Source organism: Salinisphaera sp. SPP-AMP-43, from assembly GCF_049568105.1.
Taxonomy (GTDB): Bacteria; Pseudomonadota; Gammaproteobacteria; order Nevskiales; family Salinisphaeraceae; genus Salinisphaera.
Window position 1 is genome coordinate 1,892,477 of the sequence record NZ_CP145335.1, and the last position, 25,484, is coordinate 1,917,960.

The following is a 25,484-nucleotide window of genomic DNA, read 5'->3' on the forward strand; positions in this document are numbered from 1 at the left end:
CCCTTTCGGCACCGATGCAGGCGCGGCCGGGGCGGTAAGTCGTGAAGCGGATAATGGACGTGGACAATGACGATGTCGATACCTGGGACAGCGGCGAAAGCACGTTACCGACAGCAGCTTAGCCGGCACGAGAAGGCCGTTCGCGGGATGATTCGAAACCCGAGTTCGTGGACAATAGGCAGGCTGATTGTGGCGAGCGGCATCGATCGACAGGCGAAACGCATCGTTTGGGGGCGCGGCGGCCTGCGGTATTCCAGCGCATGCCGCTCGGGAGTAGTAGGCCACGATGCGGCGCGATATGTCGTGTCGGATAGGCACAGGGGGGTAAAAAAATGAGTGAATTTATGACTGAGCAAAGCGATCTGGAACGCGACGTTGCACAGCTACTGGTGTCGGCCCTTGATCTCGAGGATGTCGCTGCCGCGGAGATCGAGCCAACTGCGGCCTTGTTTGGCCCCGAATCGGACAGCCTGGGGCTGGATTCGATCGATGCGCTGGAAATCGCGCTGGCGGTGAACCAGGCCTATGGCATTGAACTGCGTGCCGACGACGAGGCCAATACCCGGATTTTTGCGACGCTGCGGTCTTTATCGGCCTATATCGAGCGCGAGCGTGCTGCTGCCTGAGTGGTCTCGAGACATGTATTGCGCCAGCCCAGCACCGAGCCTAGACCGAAGGCCGGCCCGCGTGGATGGCCCGCGCGCCCGGATGGGGCAGTGCGACTTCAAGTCCATCCAGCGAGCGGCTGGACGCCTCCGGTGGAATTATCAACGGCGCCCATGCGGCTTGTAAGCCTGCTGACGGCCTGCGTGCCGTTGTTATATCCCGTTCTCGTGCATGCTGCGGTCGTCACGGAATCATCCGGTCTACGATTCGCTGCCCTGAGCGTGCTCATACTGAACGTCGCGGCGCCGTGGCTGGCCCAGCGACGGCTGTGGGCCTGGATCGGCGTACCGGTCGCGATGAGTGCCGCGGCGATACTGGCTGATTCCATCGGCGCGCGAGCGTTTTTCTATGCCACGCCGATATTGATCTGTCTGGCTTTGGCCTGGCTGTTCGGGCATACACTGCGGGCTGGGCGCACGCCACTGATCTCTCGGCTGGCGACGGCGATCCGTGGCCCGTTACCGGCGCCGGTCGCGCGCTACACGCGGGCGGTCACCGTATTCTGGTTCGGCGTCATGCTAGCCATGGCCGGGGCCGACCTACTGCTGGCTCTGTTCGCACCGCCGGCGTTGTGGTCGCTGTTCGCCAACGGCGTGAATTTTCTGCTCATGGCCGGGCTGTTCGTGCTGGAATGGTTCTGGCGCCAGTGGCGGATCGGTGAATACGAACATCTGGGCTGGCGCGCTTATCTGGCGGCGCTGGGCCGGATCGACTACCGACGCATACTGCATGGCTGATATGAGCTCGCCGCTGATCGCCGATTACCAGCCGGAGCGCGTGTTCGCCTGGCGGGCCGGCCAACCCGTGCAAAGCGCGACAGCGCTGGCCGATATACAAAGCCTGGCTCGGGCATTGACCGGGCAATCGGCGTTTTTCAATCTCTGCAACGATCGCTATCTGTTTACCGTGCTGTTCGCGGCGGGCTGCCAGGCCGGCGCACTCAATTTGTTGCCCCAGACCCGCCATGTCGAAACGCTGGCGCGTATTCGTAGCGACTATCCGAAAGCCGAGGCAATCGATGACGCCTGGGTCGATCGACGGCTGAGCGAACGAGGCGCAGCCAAGGACGAGGCGTTGAACGTACCGGAAAATCGTGCGGTAGCCGTCGTATTCACCTCGGGCAGCACCGGCCAGCCGAATCCGCAAATCAAGCGCTGGGGCGATCTGGCACGCGGCAGTGCGCTATTGCGCCAGCGGTTTTTTACGCATGCCGAGGGCATGAATATCGTGGCCAGTGTCCCGCCGCAGCATATGTATGGCCTGGAAAACTCAGTACTGCTGGCCCTGCATGCCGGTTTCGCGGCCGATAACGCCCGGCCCTCGATGCCGTGGCAGATCGCCGACGCGTTGGCTCGACTGCCCGAGCCGAGGGTGTTGTTCACGACACCGCTGCAACTCAAGGCCTGTTTCGAGTCTGGCGTCGCGCTGCCGTCCATGGATCGCATCATCTCGGCGACGGCGCCTTTGTCGGCTGAGTTGGCGGCCGCCGCCGAACAGGTTTGGGCCACCGAAGTACATGAAATCTATGGCAGCAGCGAGACCGGCAGCATAGCCAGCCGGGAGACCGCACATACCAGAAATTGGCGTCTCTACGACGGTTTGACGCTCGAGGTGGGCGCTAAGGCCACGGTTCGCGGCGGCCAGCTGCCGGAGCCCGTCACCCTAGATGATGCCCTGCAGGCCGTGGATGCCGATCATTTCAGGCTGCTCGGGCGGGCTCGTGACCTGATCAAGGTCGCCGGCAAGCGGATGTCGTTGGCCGAGTTGACTGCCCAACTGTTGGCGATCGACGGGGTGCAAGATGCCGCGGTATTCGCCTCGCCTGAGTCGGCGACTGCCGAGCGCCCGGTCGCGCTGGTCGTCGCCCCAACACGCTCGACCCGCGAGCTCGGCGCCGCGCTGGCCCGGCGCGTGGATCCGGTATTCGTGCCGCGGCCGTTGCTCAAAGTGGCCGAATTGCCGCGCAATGCCACGGGGAAAATAACCCGGGCCGATCTGGCGAGCGCCTGGGGCCGGGCGCGCCAGACCGCCAAGGCCCGGACATGACGGCGTATCGGTTCACGATCGAGGCAGGGCATGCCTGCCTGGACGGGCATTTCCCCGGTGCGCCGATCGTCCCAGGCGTAGTGATTTTAGAGCACGTCGGGCGCGCTGTAGCGCGTGCATATGGCGGCCGGGTGACGCGTATTCTGCGTTGCAAGTTCGTGGCTGGGCTCGAACCGGAGCAGGCCTGTGGTATTACGTTGGAGCCTGACGGAGAGCGCCGGCTGCGGTTCGGCTGCATGGGGCCTGACGGGGAGATCGCCCACGGCAGCATCGAATGGAGCCCGAGCGACGATGGCTGAGGTATGGACGGTTCGCCGCGAGCGCAGTCATCGGCTGTTATTGCAGATGATGGCCTGGATCGCACTGCGTCTGGGCCGGCGTGCGGCCCGTCTGCTTTTGCATCCGGGTACGCTTTATTATCTGTTCACGGCCGGGGACAGTCGTCGGGCGTCGCAGGCTTATCTGCGCCGGGTACTCGATCGCAAGCCACGCTGGCGCGATGTCTATTGGCATATGTATACCTTCGCGGTGGTGTTTCTGGATCGGATGTATCTGCTACGCGGTGGCAGTACCGGTCTGTCGGTCCAGCCCCACGGTGTAGACGCATTCCGCGACTGTATCGAGCGGGGCCAGGGCGCGATCGTGATGGTCTCGCATCTGGGCAGTTTCGAAGCACTGCGAGCCCTGGGCGGGCATCGCGACGATCTGACGGTGCGCATTCTGATGAACTGGTCGGCCGGGGCCAAGGTCAACGCGGTGCTACAGCACTTCGCACCCAACTTCGCCGAGCGTGTCATCGATACTTCCAACTCGGATGTCGATCGTGTGCTCAAGGTCAAGGCCGCGCTCGATCGCGGTGAGCTGGTTGGCGTGATGGCCGATCGCCACTATGCCGGCGAGCGCACTGCCGACTGCGATTTCCTCGGCGGCTCGGCCCCGTTTCCGACCGCGCCCTGGCTGTTGGCAGGCATACTTGGGGCCCCGGTGTTTCTGGCCTTCGGCCTGTATCGGGGCGGCGATCGCTACGATCTTTACTGCGAGCAGTTCAGCCCCGGCTTGACGCTGCCGCGCAAAGAACGCATGACCCGCGCGAACGCCTGTGCCCAGGGCTACGCCGATCGATTGGCTGAGCACGTCCACAAAGCGCCGTACAATTGGTTCAACTTCTATCAGTTCTGGCATTGAAACCGAGTGATCCGCCCGAGCGACAGCAATCCCCTGCGATCCCCCGCGCGCCGGCCTCGCGGCGAGGCTAGGCGATGAAGGCGTTGACCATCCAGGCCTATACCGCGACCACGGCGCTCGGTGCCGGCCGCGAGGCCCTGTGGCAGGGCCTGAGCGCGCAGCGCAGCGGGCTGACGCCCTGCAATGTCGATCAGGCCGAGCTGGCGACCTGGATCGGCCGAGTGCCGGGCTGCGAGCACCTCGAACTGCCGCCGACGCTGGCCGACTGGCAGTGTCGCAACAACCAGCTCGCCGAGTTGACTCTGCGCCAGGATGGGTTTCTGGATGCCGTGGAAACGCTCAAGCAGCAGCACGCGCCCGAGCGGATCGGGCTGTTTCTCGGGACCAGCACGTCGGGAATTGGCACCACCGAGCAGGCCTACCGCGAACTCGTCGGCGACCGGCTGCCGGCGTGGTTTTCCTTCGAGCATACCCACGATTATTTCGCGCTCTGCGGCTATGTTCGCGCCCGTCTCGGCCTGGCGGGCCCGGCGCTGACCGTGTCCACGGCCTGTTCATCGAGCGCCAAGGTATTTGCATCCGCGGCCCGTTCGATCGAGTCCGGGTTTTGCGATGCCGCCGTGGTCGGCGGGGTCGACAGTCTGTGTTTGACCACGCTGTACGGTTTTGCCTCGCTCCAGCTGACCTCGGCCGAGCCGTGTCGGCCCTGGGATGCGCACCGCAGCGGCATATCGATCGGTGAGGCCGGCGGGTTTGCTATCGTCACGCCGGCCGAGCAGGGCGATGCCGGGCCGCGGGTCGTCGGGATCGGCGAGTCCGGCGATGCCTATCACATGGCGGCTCCAGAGCCCGATGGCCAAGGCGCGTGCGTCGCCATGCAGCGGGCCTTGGACGAGGCCGGCCTGGCGCCGCAGGCTGTGGACTACGTCAATCTGCACGGTACGGCGACTCCGGCCAACGACCGGGCTGAAGATCGAGCCATTATGACGCTGTTTGGCGATTCAGTGCCGGTGTCGTCGACCAAGGGCGCGACCGGCCATACCCTCGGAGCGGCCGGTATTGTGGAAGCCGTGATCAGCTGCCTGGCGCTGGCCCATGATGATCGGCCGGGCACGCAGAATACCCGGCAAGTCGATGCGGCCCTGGAATCGCGGCTGTTGCTCGAGCCGATGCCTGGTAGCGTGCGACATGTGCTGAGCAATACCTTTGGCTTCGGCGGCAGCAACTGCAGCCTGCTGCTGGCCTCGGGAGCAGCGCTATGACGAACTCGGTTTATCTGCATGGTCTCGGCATTGCGGCGCCGGGGCTCGAAGACTGGCCAACTGCGCGTGCTGTGCTCCAGGGACAAGCGTGTTATACCGGCGAGCCGTTGACGCCGTTTCGTACCCGGCGGCTGCCGCGCAACGAATCGCGGCGGGCCGGGGCGGCGGTGCATCTGGCTTTTCGAGTGGCCGAGCAGGCCGTGGCCGAACGCGATGCCTCGCAGTTCGCGGCTGTGTTTTCGTCCTCGGCCGGCGATATCGATATCGCCGATCAGCTGTGCTCGGCGGTCAATGCGCCGGAGCGGGCGATATCGCCGACCCGTTTTCATAATTCGGTGCATAACGCGCCCGCTGGCTACTGGAGTATTGCCACCGGCTCCCGTGAGCCGATGACCAGCCTGTCGGCCGGGCCCGGCGGATTCACCGTTGCGCTACAGGAAAGCTGGGGGCTGTTGCTGGCCCATCGGGCGCCGGTGCTGTTGGTATGCTATGACATGGACGGCCACGGCATGCTGGCCGAGGCGCGCCGCGATATTGGCGCCACGTTCGCCATGGCCTGGCTGCTGGATAGTGACGCTACGGGCGCGCTCGCCCGGATCGGCCGGCCCGAGCCCAGCCACTGCGTGCCCACGCCGGTGTCGATCCCAGCGCTCGAATCACTGCGGGTTGCGAACGCTGGTGCCCGCAGCCTGCCGCTGTTCGCGGCTTTGGCCGAGGCAGTGCCCAGCACGCCGGTGATCGAGTCGGAACAAGGGCGTTGCCAGGTTCCGGTGACGCCGTTGTGAGCTACGACATCGCCGGGCTCGTACCGCACGCTGGGGCCATGTGTCTGCTGGACGAGGTTATCGCCTGGTCGGCGGATCGGATTCATTGTCGGGCCGGTATCGACGCGGCTGCCGAGCATCCGCTGGCCGGTGCCGAGGGCGTGCCCGCGACTGCGCTGATCGAATACGCCGCGCAGGCCACCGCGGCCCACGGTACGCTGTTGGCCCGCGCCGAGAGACAGGCCGGGGCGCCAGCGGCTGAAGGTCGTCTGGTCGCGCTTCGCAGCATCGAGCTGGCAGCCGCGCCGGCCGAGATCGCGGCCGCAGGCACGCTCGATATACACGCCGAGCGCCTGATGGCCGATCCGGCCGGGTCGATCTATCGCTTTCGGGTGCTGGGCGGACAGCGGGTACTGGTCAGCGGACGGCTGACGATTCGTACGGTTGCCTCTGGCGCGTCCGCACGGTCCGGCTAGGCAGGGCACGGTCTAGCCAACGGGCATAAAAAAGCCCCGGCGATCACGATCGCCGGGGCCGAGTTGGCATATCCGCTACGGCCGATCAGTCGTCGCCGGCGAATACCCCGAGCAGCTGCAGCAGACTCAGGAACAGGTTGTAGATAGTGACGAACAGGGTCACGGTCGCCAGGATATAGTTGGTCTCGCCGCCGTGGACGATTTCGCCAGTCTGGTAGACGATCAGGCCGCTCATCAGCAGTACGAACATCATCGAGACCGCCAGCGACAGCGCCGGGATCGAGAAGATGACGGCAATCAGGCTCATCACGAAGGCCACGAGAATGCCGACCATGAGCATGCCGGCCCACTGGTTGAACCGCTTGCCGGAGATCAGCGCGAACGCCGACATCCCTACGAAGATCGCGCCGGTGCCGCCCATCGCCATGGTGACCAGCTGGGCGCCGTTGGCGAACTGCTGCAGATACATGTCGATGATCGGGCCGAGCGTATAGCCCATGAACCCGGTCAGTGCGAAGACTGACAACAGCCCCCAGCCGCTGTTGGCTGTGCCCTGAACCAGAAACAGCAAGCCGAAATAACCGACCAGGGTGATGATCATGCCGGGGTGGGGCAGGTGCAATGCCGCGGTCGTGCCAGCGACCACTGCCGAGAACAGCAGCGTCGCCGAAAGCAGCATGTAGGTGTTGCGCAGGACGCTGTTGGTGGCAAGTGCAGTCTGCGCACGCGCGGTATAAGTCGAATGTCCGACGTTCATCGGGTACCTCGTTGGTTGTCTCCGGCAAGGCTAGCACGCCCATTGATCCGTGCAATCGTTGGTTGGGAGATGCAGCGAATGGCCTGTTTGCCTTGCGTAAATTCAGACCGGCCGCAGCAGGAAAAGTTGCACGCGTCGCTGCAATTTAAAAATCTAAAGTTTTGCTTAAAGCCGCCGATCTTGGGCTTAGGGAGTGATGTTTGGGCCTGTTTCGGGTTGCAGGAGGCACGTGGAGCGGCAAGACAACGCAATGGGGCTATGGGCCCGATGGCTGAGTGGCATATCGATTCGGCGTCAGCTGATCGGCGCGGTCGCGCTGATTCTGCTGCTGTTCGGCGCCTCCTGCGTGATCGCCTTGATCGCCTTGGACAGCGTCAACCGGGCACGGATCAGCGCCAGCCAGACCCATGCGCTACTGGTGCGCTCACAGGCGCTCGGCGAGGCGATCACGGCCCAGGAGTCCGCCTTGCGCGGCTATGTGCTGACCGCTGAACAACGCTATGAAGACCAAATGCGTGCGGCCAATGCTGACGTCGAGGACAATCTGCATCGTCTTCAGGACGCCAGTGCGAGCGATCAGGAACGGGCCGGGCTGCTGAACCAGATCGATGAACTCGAGTCCGGCTGGCAGCGTACGGTCGCGGAACCGGTATTGGCCCGCGTCGACACCGGCTCGCTCGACACAGCCCGTAATACACTCGTCACCGGGGCCAGCGTGGCGTATTTCGATCCGATCCATGCTGCGCTAGAGGATTATCGAGCGCGACTCAAGCAGGATCTGGCGGCGCGCGATGCCAGCGCGGCCGAACGCCAATGGAATGCCGATGCCACGGTCATCGGTCTGTTGGTGACCGGTCTGCTGATCGGCACGATCACCATTATTGGGGTACGCCGACGAATCGCGACGCCGCTGCTGCGCTTGACCGACACCACGCGTCGGCTGGCTGGCGGCGAGCGCAACGTTCAAGTGCGTTACCAGGCCCGAAGCGATGAAATCGGCGATGTATCACGCGCATTGGAAACATTTCGCCAGATGATCGTGCGCCAGGATCGCGACTACTGGATCCGCGATCATCGCGGGCGCGTAACGTCGATGCTGTATCAGTGTGCGGATGATCGCGCGCTGGGGCGTACGTTGCTCGATGAACTGGCGCCACTTCTGCACGTCGGCTATGCCGCGGTCTTTACCCGCGAATTGCTCGAAGATGACGAGGCCGATTTTGTACTGTTGGCGGCCTATGGCTATTCGCCCGAGGCCGGAAAGCGTTTCGCACCCGGCGAGGGGCTGGTCGGCGCAGCATTGAAAATGCATCGTCCAGTCGAGCTCGACAACGTGCCGGACGGGTATATCCCGATCCAGTCGGGGCTCGGCCAAGCCCAGCCTCGAATAATACTGGTGGCGCCGGCGATCATCGCCGGTCAGGTAGTGGCGATCATCGAACTGGCGTTGTTTCATCCGCTGACTGAGACCGAGCGCGGGCTACTGGATGCGCTGCTGCCGAATATCGGCATGGCGGTACTGACCCAGATGCGAACCCGACGCGCCACCGAGCTGCTCGAACAAAGTCGTGAACAAACCCGGCAACTCACCGGCTCCCAGGCACAGTTGTCGGCGCAGCAGGCCGATCTCAAGCAGGCCAACAGCGAACTGCATGCCAAGAGCGAAGAGCTTGCGGCTCAGACCGCAGAACTGCGTGCCTCCGAAGAAGAACTCAAATCCCAGGCCGACGAACTTCAGGCTGCGAATACCCATCTGCGAGAAAACCAGCAGGAGCTGGCGGCCCTGCATGCCGAGGCCGAAGAACGGGCCGAGGAGTTGGAGCGGGCGAGCGCCTATAAATCCGATTTCCTCGCCAATATGTCGCACGAGCTGCGTACGCCGCTCAACAGCCTGCTGATCCTGTCGCGCAGCCTGGCTGATAACGAGACCGGCAACCTCGACGACGAACAGGTCGAGGCCGCCCGCATTATCCACGATTCCGGTACCGGCCTGCTGTATCTGATCAACGACATACTCGATCTATCCAAGATCGAGGCCGGTAAGATGCGGATCCTGCCGGAACGCGTGGCGCTGGCCGATTTCGCCGAACGTATCCGCCGTCAGTTCAGCCATATGGCCGAGGCCCAGGATCTGGGCTTCGAAGTGTGTCTTGAAGACGCTGCGCCCGCGATGCTGGTAACCGACGGCGGTAAGCTGGAGCAGATCGTTCGCAACTTGGTGAGCAATGCCATCAAGTTCACGCGCCAGGGCTGTATCCGGGTCGTGTTCGAGCGGCCGAGCCCGGAGGTTGAATGGTCGATCGATGGGCTGACGGCCGACAATGCCTTGGCGATCCACGTCTGCGACGAGGGTATCGGTATCCCCCGCGAGCGGCTCGATGATGTTTTCAAGGCCTTCGAGCAGATCGATGGCAGTAGCACCCGCAACTACGGCGGCACCGGCCTGGGGCTATCAATCACGCGGGAACTGGCGCAGCTTCTCGGTGGCGAGGTACAGGCCGAAAGTACCCTTGGCCAGGGCAGTTGTTTCACGGTCTATGTGCGAACCGACTTAGCTGAACCGGCCGGGCATTCAGACAGCCCGTCCGCGTCGCAAGCCGAGCCGCTGGCCGTGGCGGCCAACGATGCCGTGCCGGTGCGTCGTCGTTCTGCGGCTTCTACGAACACGCGTCAGCCGCAGGATGCATTGCGCGTACTGGTCGTCGACGACGATGCCACCTTTGCCAATATCGTCTGTGAAACCGCCCGCCGACGGGGCTTTAATGCCCAAGCCGCCAGCGACGGCGAAACTGCGTTGCGCGCGATCGCCGACTGTGCGCCGGATGCGATCATCCTCGATCTCGGCCTGCCGGGCGGGCTCGATGGCTGGGCAGTGCTCGATCGGATCAAGGCCGAGCCGAATACTCGCGAGATTCCCGTACATATCGTATCGGCAGCCGACGATATCGGTCGTTCATCGAGTGCCGGGGCGGTCGGATATTTGTGCAAACCGGTCACCCGGGACAACCTCGAGACCCTGCTGGCTCGGGCCGAGGTGTTGTCCGGGCGCAAGACCCGGCGGGTACTGGTCGTCGATGACGACGCGGATGCTCATGCTGCGATTACCCAGATGCTGCGCAGGGAACAAGTCGACACGGTGTTGGCCGATTCCGGCGCGGCCGCGCTCGAGCAGCTCGAGGCTGCCACATTCGATTGTCTGATCCTGGATTTGAAGCTACCGGATATTTCCGGCTTCGATCTGCTCGACCGGATTGCCGAGCGGGCCGATGCGCCGCCGGTCGTGGTGTATTCGGGCCGCGACCTGTCGGCCGAGGAGACCCAACGGCTGCGCGGGCATACCGACAGCATCGTGATCAAGGGCCACCATGCCCATGATCGATTGCTCGACGAAGTCTCGCTGTTCATGCATCGCCTGGGCCCGCCGGCGGCGGTCGAAGCGCCCACCCCATCGGCGTCTGACAGCGCGGCCGACGACTCGATCCTGTCGGCCAAACGCGTGCTGCTGGTCGACGACGACATGCGCAACACGTTTGCACTATCGCGCATTCTGCGGGGCAAGGGCATGCAGGTGGTCATGGCTGCCGACGGCTTCAAGGCACTGGAGCGCATGGCGGCCGCCGAGACGCTCGATCTGGTGCTCATGGATATCATGATGCCGGAGATGGATGGGTTCGAAACGATTCGGCGTATTCGCGCCGGCCAGAATCATGGTCAGGTTCCGATTATCGCGCTGACCGCCAAAGCGATGAACGGTGATCGCGAAGCCTGTCTGGCAGCCGGCGCCGACGCTTACCTATCCAAACCGATCGATACCGATGCCTTGGTCGAACGCATGCAGGCAGTGCTGTCGTGAGCGGGCCGGCCGTCATCGAAGAGCGGGCCCTGGATCTATTCGTCCAGGCGCTGCATGCCTGTCATGGCTATGATTTTTCTGGCTATGCCCGTGCCTCGCTCAAGCGTCGTGTCGAGCAGCTGGCCGCCGATCTGGGGGTTGCCGGGGTGGGCCACCTGATTCCTCGGCTGATCTACGAGCCGGCCTTGCTCGGCGATGTGATCGCGCGTCTGTCGGTCCCGGTGTCCGAGATGTTCCGCGATCCGGAAGTGTTCGCTGCCATACGTGAACAGATCCTGCCGGTATTGTCGTCCCATCCGCGGATCAACGTCTGGCAGGCCGGCTGTGCACAGGGCGAAGAAGCCTATTCGATGGCGATTCTGGCCGAGGAAGCTGGACTGCTGTCGCGCTGTCGTTTCTATGCCACGGATATTAACGACCAGGCGCTGGCCCGGGCTGCCGAAGGTATCTTCACTGCGCCCCGGATCGCGGATTTTGCACGCAACTATGAGCGTGCGGGCGGCCAGGCCGAGTTCGCGGACTACTACCGTAGCCGCTATGACTTGGTATGCATGCGGCGAGCGCTGCGCGAACGCGTGGTCTTTGCACACCACAACCTCGTGACCGACGGGGTGTTCGCTGAGACTCATCTAATCATGTGTCGCAACGTGTTGATCTATTTTTCCCAAGACCTCAAGGAACGGGTATTGAGGCTGTTCGCCGACAGCCTAGTACGCGGCGGCTATCTAGTTCTGGGGACTCGGGAAACGCTGCAATTTTCTGCTGTCGCGGATCGTTTCGAGACGGTCAGCGAAGCGCATCGTATCTATCGACTCAAACCGTCCCGGGTGGCTCATCATGTGTGAATACTTCCAGTCCGTGTTGTTTCGCCCCGGGGCGTGTCGTGCGTCATGCCGACAGGCAGCGGCTGCAGGCCGAAAACGGCCGATGGGCTCGGGAGGCATCGGCGCGGCAGAGCACAACCCGGGAGCGGCCTGATGTCCGAGCCCGAGTTTGATGACAGTCGCGAGCGGCCAAAGCTGTTGGTCGTCGACGATCAATACGCCAATCGGGTTGCGATGCGGCGCCTGCTCAAGCCCCTGGATGTCGAGGTGGTCGAGGCCGCGAACGGCAACGATGCGCTGGCGGCCTGTCTGGACGACGAGTTCGCGCTCATCCTGCTCGATGTACAGATGCCTGATATGGACGGTATGGAGGTGGCCGAGCTGCTCGCCGGGGAGGAAACAGCGCGAGATACGGCGATTATTTTCGTGACCGCGAGCTCCGACGACGAGATGGATCATCTCAAGGGCTACGATCTGGGAGCGGTCGATTACATCACCAAGCCAATCAACGAACGGTTATTGCTGGCCAAGGTGCGTAATTTCGTCGAGTTCTACGACAGCCGCCGTGCATTGCGCCGGGCTCGCGACGAGGTGCACACGGTCAACGAACAGTTGCGCGGCGAAATCGAGATCCGGCGTCATGCTGAGGCGCGTGCCCAGCATCTGGCCACTCATGATGCGCTGACCGGGCTGCCGAACCGGCTGCTGTTCGTGGATCGTCTGACCAGCATGACCAAGCGCGCGCGCCGCCAAGCTGGACATTTCGCGATCGGTTATATGGATTTGGACGGTTTCAAGCCGGTCAACGATGCCTACGGCCATCGTGCCGGCGACTTGGTACTTGAGCACGTCGCTCGGCGCCTGGAGCAGGCGCTCCAGGATGTCGATACCGCCGCGCGGTTCGGTGGCGACGAATTCGCACTGTTGATCGAGGATATCGAAACCGAGCAGCGCTGCCTGGCGCGCTGTCACGAGATCCTGGCGACGCTTGCGGCGCCGATTCCGGTGCCGACCACCGACGGCGGCGAAGTCGAGATCGCGATCAGCGCCAGTCTGGGGGTAGCCTTCTATCCGGATCACGGTGACGACGCCGACGAATTGATGCATAACGCCGATTCGGCGCTCTATCGGGTCAAATATGAAGGCAAGGCGAGCGTGCGCCTGTTCGAGTCGGTCGACGATGCCCGCCCGATGCCGCTCATGCAGGGCCGACAGATGGTGCAATGAACCCGGGTGCAGACGGTCTCGGCTGGAGCCGTGGATATTCAGGCCGAGCCTTGCGCTGGCTTGTGCCTATGGCACCGGACAAGGCGTGGCGCGCCGAATAGGCTGCAGTCGAGCTACAAAAGACAGCTACAATGCCGAATCGCAGCAGAATAGCGCTGGGCGCGAACTCGCAGGCAAGCTCGATAGACCCTGGGACGATACCCTTTAGGGCTCAGTCGTTGTCTAATCCAGTAGTCGAAAATGCTTCGACGCGTTCGCCGGAGGTCTCGCCAACCAGTTGGTCGACCCGCAGCTCGGCGGTTTTGAGCATGCTCTGGCACTGGCGCGCTAGGGAGACGCCGCGTTCGAACTTAGCGAGCGCATCTTCTAGACTGATATCCCCGGTTTCCAGGCTTTCCACCAGCGCCTCGAGTTCGGTGACCGAACTTTCGAAGGCTGCCAAGGGTAGGGCGTCGTCTTCTGTCTGCGGAGCGTCGGTGCTGTTATCGGTCATAGCGTGGGCGTCGGCGAAGTGCTGCGCGAGTCTAACCCGGCTTCGTCAGTGGCGTCAGCGTATCTTGCCACGGCTACGCCAAACGCTTAACGTGCCGCCCGCAACGATTTGCCGATCATTTGAGGCGTAATGGCCAGTCAATACGATGCTGCTGATATCGAGGTTCTGTCCGGACTGGATCCAGTCCGCAAGCGGCCGGGCATGTTTACCGATACGGCTCGGCCGAACCATCTGGCCCAGGAAGTCATCGACAACAGTGTCGACGAGGCGCTGGCCGGGCATGCGAAATCGATCGAGGTACGGCTGGCCGCCGACGGCACGCTGTCGGTGACCGACGACGGGCGTGGCATGCCAGTCGACACCCATAGTCAGCACGGCGTGTCCGGGGTCGAACTGATCCTGACGCGATTGCATGCCGGCGGGAAATTCTCGAACAAGCAGTACCAGTTCTCGGGCGGCCTGCACGGGGTCGGTGTGTCGGTGGTCAATGCGCTGTCGACCGAGCTGGTGGTGCAGGTCTGGCGCGCCGGCAAGCATTACGAGATGCGTTTTGCCGGCGGTGAGAAGACCCAGGACCTGACCGAGATCGGGACCTGTGCCAAATCCAAGACCGGCACGATGCTCAAGTTCTCGCCGGATGAGTCGTATTTCGACAATCCGCGGTTCGCCACCGGCCGGCTCAAGCATCTGCTGCGCGCCAAGGCCGTGCTGTGCCCGAATCTCAAGGTGCGCTTCGTCGATGAAGCCGCCGAGGAAGATCTCGTCTGGCAATATGCCGACGGCCTGGCCGATTACATGGCTGATGCGCTGGACGGCGTGGAGACCATGATTTCGCCGGCCTTCACCGGCGGTGATACCGATGCCGGCCAGACCGTGGACTGGGCGCTGACCTGGTTGGCCCCGGAGCAGCCGGGCGTGGACGGCGTGGCCGAGTCCTATGTGAACCTGATTCCGACCGCCGGCGGCGGCACCCATGTCAACGGTCTCAGATCGGGGCTCACCGAGGCGGTGCGCGAGTTCTGCGAGTTTCGCAATCTACTGCCGCGTGGGGTCAAGATCGCGCCGGAGGACGTCTGGTCTGGCTGTGCGTTCGTATTGTCGGTCAAGATGCACGAGCCACAGTTCTCCGGTCAGACTAAAGAGCGGCTGTCCTCGCGCGATGTTAGCGGCTTCGTCTCGTCGGCGGTCAAGGATGCATTCTCGTTGTGGCTCAACCGGCATGCCGAGACCGGCGAAGCGCTGGCCGCCCAGATCATCGGTAATGCCCAGGCGCGCGCGCGTTCAGCCAAGAAGGTCAAGCGCAAGAAAGTCACCCAGGGCCCGGCACTACCTGGCAAGCTCACCGACTGCGTGACCGACGATCCAGCCCGCTCCGAGCTGTTTCTGGTCGAAGGCGATTCCGCCGGCGGCTCGGCTAAGCAGGCCCGGGATCGCAATTTCCAGGCGGTGATGCCGCTTCGAGGCAAGATTTTGAACGCCTGGGAAGTCGAGTCGGCCGACATCATGGCCTCGAACGAGATCCACGATATCTCGGTGGCCCTGGGCCTGGATCCGGGCTCTGACAATCTCGAGCGGCTGCGCTATCACAAGATCTGCATTCTGGCAGATGCCGATTCCGATGGTATGCATATCGCGACGCTGCTGTGTGCCTTGTTCGTCCGGCATTTCCGGGCGTTAGTCGAGCACGGCCATGTGTTCGTGGCCATGCCGCCGCTGTTTCGTATCGATGCCGGCAAGGAAGTTTTCTATGCCCTGGATCGCGACGAACGGGACTCGACCATCAAGCGGCTGGAAAACGAAAAGAAGAAACGCAAGATCAGCGTGACTCGCTTCAAGGGTTTGGGCGAGATGAGCGCGCTTCAGCTGCGTGAGACCACGATGGCCCCGGATACGCGCCGGCTGGTCCAGCTCGGGATTGAGCCTTCCGACGACGCTACTGCCAGCGTCGATGACCTGCTGGATATGCTTTTGGCCAAAAAGCGGGCGGCCGATCGCCGCGAATGGCTGGAAGCCCGCGGCCACGAAGCTGAAGTCGACTGATAAGGCCTGTCGACTGTTCAGGGGTGAACAGCCACGAGTGTTCAATTGAACACTCGTGGCGCTCAGTAACCCTGATAAGAGTTCAATAAAAACAAATAGTTAAAGGATTTTTCCTGCCTGGCACGCGCCTTGCCGCTTCTCTGTCACAACGACAAGAGGAGAGGACACGCGCGATGAAAGCAGCCGTACTCAAGGCCTACGACCCGGAGGTCAATGACCGCCACTGGGTCCACTATGAAGAGGTCGCCGACCCCGAGATCATGCACCCGCGCGAGGTGATCGTGCGGATCGGCGGGGCGGGGGTCTGTCGTACCGATCTGCATGTGATCGAAGGGCTTTGGCAAGAGATCTCGGAAGTCTCGCTGCCCTATATCATGGGCCATGAAAACGCCGGCTGGGTTGAAGCCGTCGGCGCCGGCGTGACCGGGTTCAAGCCGGGCGACGCCGTAATCTGTCATCCGCTGGTAACCTGCGGCCACGATCTGGCCTGTCGTCGTGGCCACGACATGCAGTGCGAGGACAATGCCTTTCCCGGGCTGACCCGCGACGGCGGCTATGCCGATCTGCTGCGCACCCACGAACGCACCCTGGTCCGTCTGCCCGATACGTTGGCGCCCAAGGATGTGGCGCCTTATTCGGATGCTGGGCTGACCGCCTATCGTGCTGCCAAGAAAGCCGCCAAGCAGCTCGAGCCCGGCCAGACCGCGGTCATGATCGGCGCCGGTGGGCTGGGGCATATCGGTATCCAGGTGCTGCGCTCGTTGTGTGCGGCCGACATTATCGTGGTCGACCGGGCCGAGGCCGCGCTCAAGCACGCCGAGAACTTCGGCATTGCCCACACGGTGCTGGCTGACGGCAACGAGGTCGAGAAGGTCAAGGAACTGACCGGCGGCTATGGCGCCGAGGCCGTGATCGATTTCGTGGGCGAGGGCAACGCGGTCGCCAACGGCCTGGCCATGACCCGGGACGCCGGCACCTACTACATCGTTGGCTACGGCGGGCGGCTGGAGATCCCGACCATGGAGATGATCGTCTCCGAGAAATCGATTGTCGGTAATCTCGTGGGCACCTATCCGGAACTGGTCGAACTGATGGAGTTGGCCCATCGCGGCCAAGTCGATCTGGCCACCCGAGAGTACAAGCTCTCGGAGGCCGATCAGGCCTTGCACGATCTGAACACCGGCCAGGTGCCCGGCCGGGCCGTGCTCATTCCTTGATGCCAAGCGTGCCCGGCCACCCCAGTCCATTCACCATTCGTTTATAGAACCAAGAAAAGATCCGCGGATCTAAATAGAAAAGCACGGGCCGCTCGCCGCACGTTGATCGCTATGGACGACGTACGGCGGTCGAGCTCGGCACCACGCAGTAGAGAGGAGAGTCCCATGTACACCGCACCCGACGGCGAGCAGTACTTCATCATCGACGGCCATATCCATTACTGGGATGCCAGCAAGGAAAACCAGCGCAATCGCCATGGTGAAGAGTTCATCAACTGCTTCCACGACTACCAGAAAGGCCTGAGCCCAGAGGAATACATCTGGGGCGACGATAAATTTCGCAAATACGGCCGCGAGACCATGCTCGACGATCTGTTCGTCGAAGGCTATGACGACATGGCCATCTTTCAGCCGACCTACCTCAAGGACTTCTACTACAAGGGGTTCAACACCACCGAAAGCAATGACGTGATCCGGCGGGAGTTTCCGGAACGCTTCATCCTGAACGGCTCGTTCGATCCTCGCGACGGCGAGGCCGCACTCGACTATATCGACCAGCTGGTCGACGAGTACGCGATCGACGGCATGAAGCTCTATACCGCGGAATGGAAAGGCGAATCGCGGGGCTGGAGCTTGAAAGACGACTGGGCCTATCGTTGTCTCGAACACTGCCAAAAGCGCGGTATCAAGAACGTACATATTCACAAAGGCCCGACCATCCTGCCGCTGGACCGGGACGCCTTCGACGTCCAGGACGTCGATCACGTCGCCACCGACTTCCCCGAGCTTAACTTCATCATCGAACATGTCGGCCTGCCGCGCCTGGATGATTTCTGCTGGATCGCGACCCAAGAGCCCAATGTCTATGGCGGCCTGGCAGTGGCGATGCCGTTCGTGCATGCCCGGCCGCGTTATTTCGGCAAGATCATGTCCGAGCTGCTGTTCTGGCTCGATGAAGACCGCATCCTGTTCGGCAGCGACTATGCCATCTGGCACCCGAAATGGCTGGTGGAGCAGTTCGTCGACTTCCAGATTCCGGAAGAAATGGCCGAGGACACCGGGGTTACGCTCACGCCGGACATTAAGCGCAAGATCCTTGGCGAGAATGCCGCCCGGTTATACGGCATCGATATCGAGGCCAAGAAGAAAGCCCTGGCCGGCGATGCCTTCGCCAAGGCCGAGGTGGCCTGATCATGGCCGGGCAAGAGATTTTGCGCGCCCGCTACGATGAAGCCTGGGCGGCGATCGGCACGGTGACCGACCCGGAGCTCGATCAGCCGGTCACCGATCTTGGCTTTATCGCGCGCTGCGACGTGAACGCGAGCACGGCCTCGGTCGTGGTCGACTATCGCCTGCCGACCTATTGGTGTGCCGCGAATTTCGCTTTCATGATGGGCCACGACATGCTCGAACGGCTCGAGGAACTGCCTTGGGTCAACACTGCGCGGGTCCGGCTGCTCGATCATTTCTACGCCGCCGAGATCAACCGCGGTCTGGCGGGGCATGCTTCGTTCCAGGACACCTGCGGCAGCCAGGCCAGCGGCGAGCTGGTCGAACTACGGGCAACTTTTCGGCACAAGGCATTCATGGCACGTCAGGAGCGGTTGCTGACCTGGCTGATTCGCAGTGGCATGCCCCGCGCAGCCGTTGTGGGCTGGACGGTCGCCGAGCTCGCCGATCAGCCCATACACGACACTCGGGGCCAGCGGTTGCGCGAACGGTATCTGGCCATGCGCCGCGAGGCCACACCTGGCGACTTCAGCGGCGCCGGTTATCGCGGCGATGCAACCGAGACCGCCTTCGTTACGGCCACCGGCGAGCCGATCGCACTCGACGCCCTCGATGCCCACCGCCGTAAGCTCCAGTCGATCCGCATGAACAGCGAGTTCAACGCCACGCTATGCAGTAGCGTCTTGGCCGCTCGCAAGCGCTCGAACCGGCCCGGCGACAAGGCTCATCCGGGCCCTTCGGCATCCGGACAGGCCAGCGGCCTGTTCGTTTAAAAGCATGATAACGCAATAAAAACTGAGGAGATAATGATGCAGCTTGATAATCAAACCGCGCTCGTCACCGGGGCTGGCCGTGGCATCGGTCAGGGGATCGCTATGGCGTTGGCCGAAGCAGGGGCGAACGTTGTCGCCGCCGATGTCGATATCGATATCGCCCGCGAGACCGAAGACAAGATCAAAGCCCTTGGCCGCAAGGCAGCCGCTCTGGAAGTCGATGTCACCGAGCCTGAGTCGATCGAAAAAATGGTGCGGGACGCCGAATCGGCGGTCGGGCCGCTGGATATCGCGGTCAACAACGCCGGTGTGATCAGCATCATGGGCGTGGAGCAGCTGGACGCTGAGCGCTGGGATTCGCTGATGGCGGTCAACGCACGCGGCGTATTTTTGTGCACTCGAGCCGAGATCGGCGTCATGCGGCCGCGCCGGTTCGGACGCATCATCAATACCGCCTCGATCTGCGGCAAGGTCGGCCTGCCGGACCTGTCCCACTACTGTGCGTCCAAGTTCGCGGTGGTCGGTTTCTCCAATGCCGTAGCCAAGGAGGTCGCCGCCGACGGCATCACCGTCAACGCGCTGTGCCCCGGCATCGTCGGCACCGGTATGTGGCGCGGTGAGAAAGGCCTGGCCTATGCCTGGCGCGAGGAGGGCGAGTCGGAAGATGAGTCCTGGGAACGCCACCAGAAAACCTTCCTGCCGCAGGGCGTCGCCCAGACGCCCGAAGATATGGGTGAGCTGGCGGTCTATCTGGCAACGGCCAAACACGTCACCGGCCAGGCGATCGCAGTAGACGGCGGGTTTTCTTTGTAATAAGAAGCTCATCGGGCGTGGTCGCCGTTTGGGGCCACGTCCGACGTTCAATTCGCAATCCTTCTACTGGAGTTTCCATGTCTGATTCTACGACTGCCCGCACGCCCATGGTGTTTGCCAGCCCAGCGCGCTATGTACAGGGCGCCGATGCCATCGACAGCGCGGGCGAGTCGATCCAGCGCCTGGGGCGCTCGGCGATGATCATCGCCGACGATTTCGTCTGGAATATGGCCGGTGCCCGACTGACCGACAGCCTCGCTCGGAATGGTATCGAACACGAATATGTACGCTTCAACGGCGAAGCCTCGGGTGCCGAGATCCAGCGCATCGCCGCACTAGCCAACGAGGCCGGTTACGACGTGGTGATCGGCTTTGGCGGCGGCAAGACGATGGACACCGCCAAAGGCGTGGCCGAACAGATCGCCGCGGCCTGTGCGATTCTGCCGACCACTGCCTCGACTGATGCACCGACCAGCGCGCTGTCGGTGATCTATACCGACGACGGGGCCTTTGAGTCCTATCGGTTCTACGATCGCAATCCCGAGCTGGTACTGGTCGATACCGCGTTGATTGCGCAGGCGCCACCTCGTTTTCTGGCCTCTGGCATCGCCGATGCGCTGGCGACTTGGGTTGAAGCACGTGCCGTGGCCCGGGCGGGCGCCAATAATATGACCGGCGGCAAACCGACCATCCTGGGTACCGCGATCGCGGAAAAATGCGAGGCCGTATTGTTCGAACATGCGTTGGCCGCCTATCGGGCTAATCAGGCTCAGGTGGTCACCCCGGCGCTGGAAGCCGTGGTCGAGGCCAATACGCTGTTGTCGGGCCTGGGTTTCGAAAGCGGCGGGTTGGCGATCGCCCATGCCGTGCACAATGGGTTCACGGCGTTGCATGGCCCAATCCACGAGCTGACCCACGGCGAGAAAGTCGCCTACGGCACTATGGTTCAGCTGGTCCTCGATCGGGCGCCAAGCGCCGAGATCGATCGCTATCTGAGGCTGTACCTGGCTCTTGATCTGCCGGTCACGCTCAAGGCGGCCCAGCTGGATGGCGTATCCGATGCCGACCTGCACCGGGTGGCCGAAACCGCGCTGGCCGCACCCGAGTCGAGCCACAACGTAGCTTATGCGTTGACGCCCACGGATGTGGTTTGGGCGATCAAGGCGGTCGACGGCTTGGCCCGTGCTTTGGATGCTTAGCCCATCGTCGGGTTGACCGGTGAGGCGTCATGGCCAAATGTGATGACACAGCGATGATCACGGTACGCGCTGCGGCGCATGCCGTGATCAATCGACAATCCGTCATGACGCCAGTCGCCGGTACGGCACACCGAGCGGTGGCGCGAGGAGGGCGGTCCATGTCGCAGACTTTGGTGACCGAATCGGACGACGATGATCGGTTGCTGGCGGCCTACCAGCCGTTGTTTCGACAGAATGCGCGAGCCATTCGCGATTCCTGGGCACGTTGTCGCTCGGCCGGGCTGGGCTGCTGTGATCGGCCCCGTCGGCGCCGCGTCTCGGCCGAACGTCTGGCCGGGATCTATACGGCCACGGCTGACGTGCGTGCCCTGGCCTTGGCTGAAATGCGGCTGCTGCACGGCCATCTTGGCGGTCGCGGTTTTACGCTCACGCTGGCCGACCCCGACAGCGTTATCCTCGACTGCTTGCCAGGCACTGGGATGCAGGCCGGCGATACCGCCGGTCTGGCACCGGGCCATTGCTGGCCCGAAAGCACCCACGGCACCAACGCGGTCGGCACCGCCGCGGCGGCCGGTCGGGTCGTTGTGGTCGCTGGCGAAGACCACTATTTGGAAACGTATCGCGGGCTGATCTGTGTGGCGGCACCGATCTTCGGGGCCGACGGCGAATTGCGCGCGATTATCGATGCCACGGCCGATCAGCCGATCGCCTCGCATACACTGGCCTATGCGCTGGGACTGATGCAGATGGCCGGCGGCCACGTCCAGACTGAGTTGTTTCGGCGCCGGCATGGCGAAAGCTATGTGGTGTTGCTGGACAACAGCGAAACCGTGGCCAGCCCGGCGGCGACGGCGCTGGCCTTCGATGCCGATGGCCGGCTACAGGCCACGACCGCCGGGGCACGCACGGTCTTCGCCCATGCCCTCATGGCCCCGGGCACGGCGTTTGGGGAACTGTTCGTCGAGCCGTTTGCTGCGGTCATCGATAGCCTTCGGCACCCGGCCGGTTTTGCCAGCCTCACTGGGCCGCAGGGACGCGCTTTCCAGGCCACAGTCTATTTTCCGGAACCGGCGCCCAGGCAGGCCGGCAACACAACGGCCTGCAGCGCGCCCAAATCGAGCGCTGCCTCGTGCGGCTCGAGCCCATATGTCGCCGATGATGCCCAGGTGCGCATCGCGCTCGATCTGGCGGCACGAGCGGCAGGCTACGGTGTGCCGATCCTCGTGCGTGGTGAAACCGGCAGCGGCAAGGAGCACGTCGCCCGGCATATCCACGCTGAGAGTGGGCGCACGGGCGAGTTCGTGGCCATCAACTGCGCTGGGTTGCCGACCGAATTGATCGAAGCCGAGTTGTTCGGCCATGTGCCCGGCGCCTTCACCGGGGCCCGCGCTGCCGGGGCCACGGGGCTGGTACGACGCGCCGATGGTGGCACGTTGTTTCTGGATGAAATTGGTGACATGCCGGGTCCGCTCCAGGCGCATCTGCTGCGTCTGATCGATACCTGGCATGTACGCCCGGTGGGGTCGGACGAAGAGATCGCGGTCGATGTTCAACTGGTGACTGCGACCCACCGTGACCTGGATGCGGCGGTCGAAGCCGGTGCGTTTCGGCGTGATCTGCTACACCGCATCGGCGTCTGTCCCGTACGGTTGCCACCGCTTCGCGAGCGAAGCGACGTGGCTGCGATTGCGCAAACTCTGCTGGCCACCATCGATGATCAGCGCCATTTCGAAGCGGATGCGATTCAGGCACTGCAAGCTGCTGATTGGCCGGGCAATATTCGCGAACTGCGCAATGTCATCATGCGCATCGTGCTCCAGACCCGCGACGTGCAAATCGCAGCCGGGGCGGTCAAGCAGGTGCTCGACGACGTCTTGGCGGGGCCGAATCCTACCGTGCGCCAAGGCGCCAGGGTCTCGGATGCTGCGGTCGAATCGGCCGTGGTGGCCGAAAACGGCAACGTTGCGGCTGCCGCCCGACGTCTCGGCATATCGCGCACCACCATCTACAAGCATCTGGCCAGTCGCCGCTGAACGGCCGCCTCGGCTTGCCGTAACGGGCACTGGCCGGGTACCTTGCCAGCGCGTCGGCATGCGGCCGGCGTTTCGCGCATGATCCGCCAGTGAGAGACGATGGCCACGACGACCTTCGAACACGACAGCGAGCGCTTGCCGCTCAACGCCTTTGCCGAAAAGGCGTATCTCGACTATGCCATGTACGTGATCCTGGATCGCGCCTTGCCGCATGTCGGCGACGGCCTGAAACCGGTCCAACGGCGTATCGTCTATGCCATGAGCGAGCTGGGGCTATCGGCGGCCTCGAAGCCGAAAAAAGCGGCGCGCACGGTCGGCGACGTGATCGGCAAATTCCATCCGCACGGCGATTCGGCCTGCTACGAAGCGATGGTGATCATGGCCCAGCCGTTCACCTATCGCTATCCGCTGGTCGATGGCCAGGGCAACTGGGGCACGGCCGACGATCCGAAGTCGTTCGCGGCCATGCGCTATACCGAATCCCGACTGACCGCCTATGCCGCGACGCTCTTGTCGGAACTCGACCAGGGCACGGTCGAATGGCAGCCCAACTTCGACGGCACCCTCAACGAGCCCGAGACGCTGCCGGCGCGGCTGCCCAATGTGCTGCTCAACGGCGGCACCGGGATCGCGGTGGGTATGGCCACCGATATTCCGCCGCACAACATCGGCGAGGTCGTAGCGGCCACCATCCATCTGCTGCACGAGCCGGAGGCCGATGTCGATGCCCTGATTACGCATCTACCGGCGCCGGATTTTCCGACCGGCGCCGAGATCATCACGCCGGCCGCCGAGATCCGGCAGATGTATGCCACCGGCAACGGCCAAGTCCGGGTACGCGCGACCTACACGGTCGAGGCCGGTGAAGTCGTGATCAACGAATTGCCGTACCAGACCTCCGGGGCCAAGGTGCTCGAGCAGATCGCTGCCCAGATGAGCGCCAAGAAGCTGCCCATGGTCTCGGATCTGCGCGACGAATCCGATCATGAAAACCCGACCCGGTTGGTGATCGTGCCGCGCAGCAATCGCGTGGATACCGAGGCGATGATGGCGCATCTGTTCGCCACCACCGGGCTTGAGAAGAACGTGCGCGTCAATCTCAACGTGATTGGGCTGGACGGCGCGCCGCGCGTCAAGAACCTGCGCGAGCTGCTCTCCGAATGGCTGACCTATCGCACAAACACGGTCACCCGGCGTTTGGAACACCGCCTAGACGCGGTCACCGATCGGTTGCATATCCTCGAAGGGCTGTTGGTTGCCTATCTCAATATCGATGAGGTCATCCACATCATCCGCACCGAGGACGAGCCCAAGCCGGTGATGATGGATCGGTTCTCGATTACCGATGTACAGGCCGACGCGATCCTGAATCTGCGCCTGCGGCACTTGATGAAGCTCGAGGAATTCAAGATCCGCGGCGAGCAAGAAGAGCTGGAAGCCGAGCGCGCCGAACTGGAGGCGACTCTGGGCTCGAAGACTAAGCTCAATCAGCTGATCACCGACGAGTTGCGCGCTGATGCCGAGCAGTATGGCGACGAGCGCCGCAGTGCGCTGGTCGAACGCGGCCAGGCCAAGGCCTTGTCGGAAGCCGATCTGATGCCCAGCGAAAACATCACCGTGGTGCTCTCGCGGGAAGGCTGGATCCGGGCTGCCAAGGGCCACGATGTCGACGCGACCGGCATGAACTACCGCACCGGCGACGAATACATGGCCCATGCGCCGGGCCGCTCGAACGACACGCTGATCGTGCTCGACTCGACCGGGCGCAGCTACAGCGTGGCCGCCCACAAACTGCCCTCAGCACGCGGCCAGGGCGAGCCGTTGACCGGCTCGTTGTCGCCGGCCGACGGGGCGCGATTTGTCGGCGTCGCGGTCGGCAGCGAGGCTCTGACCTGTGTGCTGGCCTCGACCGCGGGCAACGGTTTCGCGACCCGGCTTGCCGATATGGCCAGCAAGCAGAAATCTGGCAAGGCCACGCTCACGCCGGGCAAGGGCGCGACCGCACTGGCGCCAACCACGGTCGCAGGCGACGATCCAGAGGTTGCTGTGGTCACCAGCAGCGGCCATCTGCTGTGCCTGGCGATCGAGGAACTGCCGGCATTGAGCAAAGGCAAGGGCAACAAGCTGATCGCCCTGAAAAAAGACGAAACCGTCGTGGCGATCCAGGCGCTATCCGGCAACGACACGCTAGTCATTCATAGCGGCAAGCGACACATGACCCTCAAACCGGCCGAGCGCGATGCCTATCGCGGCCCACGGGCGTCGCGGGGCAAACAGCTGCCGCGTGGCTTTACCCAGGTCCAGCAACTGTCGCGGCAATAGTCGCGGCAGCAGCCTCTTGCGCTCGTTTCGTATCGCCTCGATAGACTATCGACACATGCGATCGGCAGGGCGGCTCGATAGGATGACGATAGCGTAGCCCATCGGCCACTAACGCAGCCGAGCAAGGCGAGGTTTCGTTTCAGCCTGTGCCGGGCTTACGGCAAGGGCGACAGATCCCGAGTGGCGCGCTGAAGGCTTGAGAAGCGTCGCAAGATCCTTGATCTGGAAGGCATCTATTCGCTTTGTTGCGACGCATCAAGCCCGCACTCGCGGCATTGTAGAGCGGCCGCGGCTACCGCGGGGC

The 25,484-nt window shown here is 63.2% G+C and carries 21 protein-coding genes; 19 read left to right on the forward strand and 2 right to left on the reverse strand.

What is annotated here, in order from left to right; all coding sequences use genetic code 11:
• Positions 1–344 precede the first annotated feature (344 nt).
• From V5738_RS08065 to V5738_RS08100, 8 genes are all read left to right on the forward strand, one after another.
• The gene (locus V5738_RS08065) at positions 345–626 is read left to right on the forward strand and encodes a phosphopantetheine-binding protein (protein ID WP_423823902.1); all 282 of its coding nucleotides are present in this window, start codon (positions 345–347) and stop codon (positions 624–626) included.
• A 153-nt stretch (positions 627–779) separates the two neighbouring features.
• Entirely contained in the window at positions 780–1,403 is a 624-nt protein-coding gene (locus tag V5738_RS08070) for a ketosynthase (RefSeq protein ID WP_423823903.1), read from the forward strand.
• Positions 1,396–2,712: an AMP-binding protein gene (locus V5738_RS08075; RefSeq protein ID WP_423823904.1), complete on the forward strand. Its 1,317-nt coding sequence runs from the start codon at positions 1,396–1,398 to the stop codon at positions 2,710–2,712. Before V5738_RS08070 ends, V5738_RS08075 begins: the two co-directional genes overlap by 8 nt.
• A complete protein-coding gene (locus V5738_RS08080) occupies positions 2,709–3,011 on the forward strand; it encodes a hypothetical protein (protein ID WP_423823905.1) in 303 nt (100 codons plus the stop codon). The genes V5738_RS08075 and V5738_RS08080 overlap by 4 nt, the downstream gene beginning before the upstream one ends.
• A complete protein-coding gene (locus V5738_RS08085) occupies positions 3,004–3,897 on the forward strand; it encodes a lipid A biosynthesis acyltransferase (RefSeq protein ID WP_423823906.1) in 894 nt (297 codons plus the stop codon). The genes V5738_RS08080 and V5738_RS08085 overlap by 8 nt, the downstream gene beginning before the upstream one ends.
• Before the next feature lie 74 nt (positions 3,898–3,971).
• On the forward strand, positions 3,972–5,159 hold the full coding sequence (locus tag V5738_RS08090) for a beta-ketoacyl-[acyl-carrier-protein] synthase family protein (RefSeq protein WP_423823907.1): 1,188 nt from the start codon (positions 3,972–3,974) through the stop codon (positions 5,157–5,159).
• Entirely contained in the window at positions 5,156–5,944 is a 789-nt protein-coding gene (locus V5738_RS08095) for a beta-ketoacyl synthase chain length factor (RefSeq protein WP_423823908.1), read from the forward strand. Before V5738_RS08090 ends, V5738_RS08095 begins: the two co-directional genes overlap by 4 nt.
• The gene (locus V5738_RS08100; protein WP_423823909.1) at positions 5,941–6,399 is read left to right on the forward strand and encodes a phosphotransferase; all 459 of its coding nucleotides are present in this window, start codon (positions 5,941–5,943) and stop codon (positions 6,397–6,399) included. The genes V5738_RS08095 and V5738_RS08100 overlap by 4 nt, the downstream gene beginning before the upstream one ends.
• Before the next feature lie 85 nt (positions 6,400–6,484).
• Here V5738_RS08100 and V5738_RS08105 read toward each other — a convergent pair whose 3' ends face one another.
• Positions 6,485–7,156, reverse strand: coding sequence for a Bax inhibitor-1/YccA family protein (locus V5738_RS08105; protein ID WP_423823910.1), 672 nt, complete (start codon positions 7,154–7,156; stop codon positions 6,485–6,487).
• A gap of 229 nt (positions 7,157–7,385) precedes the next feature.
• Here V5738_RS08105 and V5738_RS08110 point away from each other — a divergent pair, with 229 nt between their 5' ends.
• The 3 genes from V5738_RS08110 (at position 7,386) to V5738_RS08120 (ending at position 13,060) form a co-directional block, all read left to right on the forward strand.
• Positions 7,386–11,009, forward strand: a complete 3,624-nt coding sequence (locus V5738_RS08110; RefSeq protein ID WP_423823911.1) for a response regulator — start codon at positions 7,386–7,388, stop codon at positions 11,007–11,009.
• The gene (locus V5738_RS08115) at positions 11,006–11,854 is read left to right on the forward strand and encodes a CheR family methyltransferase (protein WP_423823912.1); all 849 of its coding nucleotides are present in this window, start codon (positions 11,006–11,008) and stop codon (positions 11,852–11,854) included. The genes V5738_RS08110 and V5738_RS08115 overlap by 4 nt, the downstream gene beginning before the upstream one ends.
• A 132-nt stretch (positions 11,855–11,986) precedes the next feature.
• On the forward strand, positions 11,987–13,060 hold the full coding sequence (locus tag V5738_RS08120; protein WP_423823913.1) for a diguanylate cyclase domain-containing protein: 1,074 nt from the start codon (positions 11,987–11,989) through the stop codon (positions 13,058–13,060).
• Positions 13,061–13,271: 211 nt separating this feature from the next.
• Here the strand turns inward: V5738_RS08120 and V5738_RS08125 are convergent, their stop codons facing one another.
• Positions 13,272–13,553: an exodeoxyribonuclease VII small subunit gene (locus V5738_RS08125; protein WP_423823914.1), complete on the reverse strand. Its 282-nt coding sequence runs from the start codon at positions 13,551–13,553 to the stop codon at positions 13,272–13,274.
• A 129-nt stretch (positions 13,554–13,682) separates the two neighbouring features.
• On the opposite strand from V5738_RS08125, the gene parE reads away from it, so the two are divergent.
• The 8 genes from parE (at position 13,683) to parC (ending at position 25,180) form a co-directional block, all read left to right on the forward strand.
• A complete protein-coding gene (parE, locus tag V5738_RS08130; protein ID WP_423823915.1) occupies positions 13,683–15,593 on the forward strand; it encodes a DNA topoisomerase IV subunit B in 1,911 nt (636 codons plus the stop codon).
• 173 nt (positions 15,594–15,766) lie between these two features.
• Positions 15,767–16,810: an NAD(P)-dependent alcohol dehydrogenase gene (locus tag V5738_RS08135; RefSeq protein WP_423823916.1), complete on the forward strand. Its 1,044-nt coding sequence runs from the start codon at positions 15,767–15,769 to the stop codon at positions 16,808–16,810.
• A 165-nt stretch (positions 16,811–16,975) separates the two neighbouring features.
• Complete coding sequence (locus V5738_RS08140; RefSeq protein ID WP_423823917.1) at positions 16,976–18,001, forward strand: amidohydrolase family protein; 1,026 nt, start codon at positions 16,976–16,978, stop codon at positions 17,999–18,001.
• 2 nt (positions 18,002–18,003) lie between these two features.
• On the forward strand, positions 18,004–18,813 hold the full coding sequence (locus V5738_RS08145) for an iron-sulfur cluster assembly protein (protein WP_423823918.1): 810 nt from the start codon (positions 18,004–18,006) through the stop codon (positions 18,811–18,813).
• A gap of 36 nt (positions 18,814–18,849) precedes the next feature.
• Complete coding sequence (locus tag V5738_RS08150) at positions 18,850–19,626, forward strand: SDR family NAD(P)-dependent oxidoreductase (protein WP_423823919.1); 777 nt, start codon at positions 18,850–18,852, stop codon at positions 19,624–19,626.
• A gap of 77 nt (positions 19,627–19,703) precedes the next feature.
• Positions 19,704–20,825 carry a glycerol dehydrogenase gene (locus V5738_RS08155; RefSeq protein WP_423823920.1) on the forward strand — a complete coding sequence of 374 codons (1,122 nt, stop codon included), beginning with the start codon at positions 19,704–19,706 and terminating at the stop codon, positions 20,823–20,825.
• Positions 20,826–20,983: 158 nt separating this feature from the next.
• Positions 20,984–22,858, forward strand: coding sequence for a sigma-54-dependent Fis family transcriptional regulator (locus V5738_RS08160; protein ID WP_423823921.1), 1,875 nt, complete (start codon positions 20,984–20,986; stop codon positions 22,856–22,858).
• Positions 22,859–22,957: 99 nt separating this feature from the next.
• Positions 22,958–25,180, forward strand: coding sequence for a DNA topoisomerase IV subunit A (parC, locus tag V5738_RS08165; RefSeq protein ID WP_423823922.1), 2,223 nt, complete (start codon positions 22,958–22,960; stop codon positions 25,178–25,180).
• Positions 25,181–25,484 lie beyond the last annotated feature (304 nt).